This window comes from Streptomyces marokkonensis, assembly GCF_039539045.1.
GTDB classification, from domain to species: Bacteria; Actinomycetota; Actinomycetes; order Streptomycetales; family Streptomycetaceae; genus Streptomyces; species Streptomyces marokkonensis.
This window is the reverse complement of the sequence record NZ_BAABCQ010000369.1, coordinates 1-1,531: the sequence shown is the minus strand read 5'-3', so window position 1 is coordinate 1,531 and position 1,531 is coordinate 1. Positions and strand designations below refer to the sequence as shown.

The 1,531-nt window shown below is 71.3% G+C and carries 2 protein-coding genes; one reads left to right on the top strand and one right to left on the bottom strand.

Translation table 11 applies throughout. The features are described 5' to 3' along the window. The first annotated feature begins 397 nt into the window (after positions 1–397). Positions 398–1,126, top strand: a complete 729-nt coding sequence (locus ABEA26_RS35920; RefSeq protein WP_345598265.1) for an SCO3374 family protein — start codon at positions 398–400, stop codon at positions 1,124–1,126. Between the two features lie 44 nt (positions 1,127–1,170). Here the strand turns inward: ABEA26_RS35920 and ABEA26_RS35915 are convergent, their stop codons facing one another. Next, complete coding sequence (locus ABEA26_RS35915) at positions 1,171–1,506, bottom strand: histone-like nucleoid-structuring protein Lsr2 (protein WP_279564292.1); 336 nt, start codon at positions 1,504–1,506, stop codon at positions 1,171–1,173. Positions 1,507–1,531: the final 25 nt, after the last annotated feature.

The following is a 1,531-nucleotide window of genomic DNA, read 5'->3' as shown; positions in this document are numbered from 1 at the left end:
GGGGAAGTTCCCCTCCCTGTCCTTCCGCAGCTTAGTCCCGCAAGCGGGGACCGCTCATTCCAACTGCCGACACCGTCGATGGCCTCCTGACCCCTGACGCCGACATCTGCCACAACCCGATGGTGCGAGACGATGTTCCCGCAGGCCAAGCACTTACCCCACTCACCAGTACGCCGATGGCGAACGTGAGGCGGCCCGATCTGCGTGTCGCCCCCTCTCACTAGGGATGTCTTACCCGCTGGGACTGACACTCCATGCCGCGTACCCCGGTTCCCTCCGCTACGGGCGAACAACCTTGCGCCTCCCCGCACCCCCGCACGCCCCCATTCCCGGCACTCCGAGTGCTCATCTCGATGCACAGCGTAACTCCGGCGCTCTCGCGACTGTTGCGCCTGGCATGGCTGCCGCCCCGCCCTCGGTCCCGTTCCCCCGTCGGCCGCTCGAAGCGGGCGGCTGGTCCTCCTGCTCGTGCTCGTGGCCGTCCCCGTGCTCCTGCTCGTGGCCATCCCCGTGCTCCTGCTCGTGCTCGTGCTCGTGGGAGCGGGTGCGGTGGTGGTACGAGGACCTGCTCGGCTGGCCGACGGTGCCCGGGGTGCCGGTGCGGCTCCGCGTAGGTGTCCGGTTCGACGTCCTGGACGTCCCGGCCGAGGCCGGCCACGCGGCGCTGGAGCGGCTGGGGCGGTCCGGTCCTGCCCCGCTGCGGCCCGGTTTTCCGGTGGCCGTCCGGGGCGAGCGGATGCTGCTGCTCGTGGCGGCGGGTGGTGCGGACGAACTGCCCGGGCTGCTGGAGTGGCTGGAATGGGGCTCGCTGCCGCTCGACCTGACGGCGGTCGGTGCGGGCGACCTCATGGAGGCGCCCACGACTCCCGGGCCCGGCTCGACCGGGCTGCCGCCGCGCCCCCCGGGTCGCGACGGCCCGCAGGGGGCCGCTGTCTGGCTGCGCCCCCCAGAGCCGGGGTGCGGGGTCGAGTCCTCGCTGCCGACACTGTCGGCCACGGGGGACGCCGGAACCGCCCCCGATCTCGCGCGACTGGTCCGCACACTGGCGACTCAGTGCCACCGGGTCCGGCTCTCCCCGCCTTCCCGGTTGTCCCGATCCCCCCGGTTCTCCCCGGCGACGCGTTGAGATCGTCCGGGAGGGGGGCTGTGGCGCGGGTCCGGTGCGGGTGATCAGCCGTTGGCCTGCTCGTACGCCTCGCGAACCTTCGCGGGAACACGGCCGCGGTCGTTCACGTCCCAGCCGTTCTCCTTCGCCCAGGCGCGGATCGCCGCGGTGTCCTGGCTGCCACCGGAAGAAGCGCGCGCCTTGCCGCGTCCGCCCGAAGCGCGGCCCCCGGTACGACGACCGCCCTTCAGGTAGGGATCGAGAAGCCCACGGAGCTTGTCCGCATTGGCGGTGGTGAGATCGATCTCGTAGGTCTTGCCGTCCAGCGCGAACGTCACGGTCTCGTCTGCCTCGCCGCCGTCGAGGTCGTCGACAAGAAGGACCTGAACCTTCTGTGCCACTGGATTTCCTTTCATCGATAACGTG

Bases quoted from the DNA above. Each gene is read 5' to 3' on its own strand.
- ABEA26_RS35920 (WP_345598265.1), top strand. From the start codon at position 398: ATGGCTGCCGCCCCGCCCTCGGTCCCGTTCCCCCGTCGGCCGCTCGAA.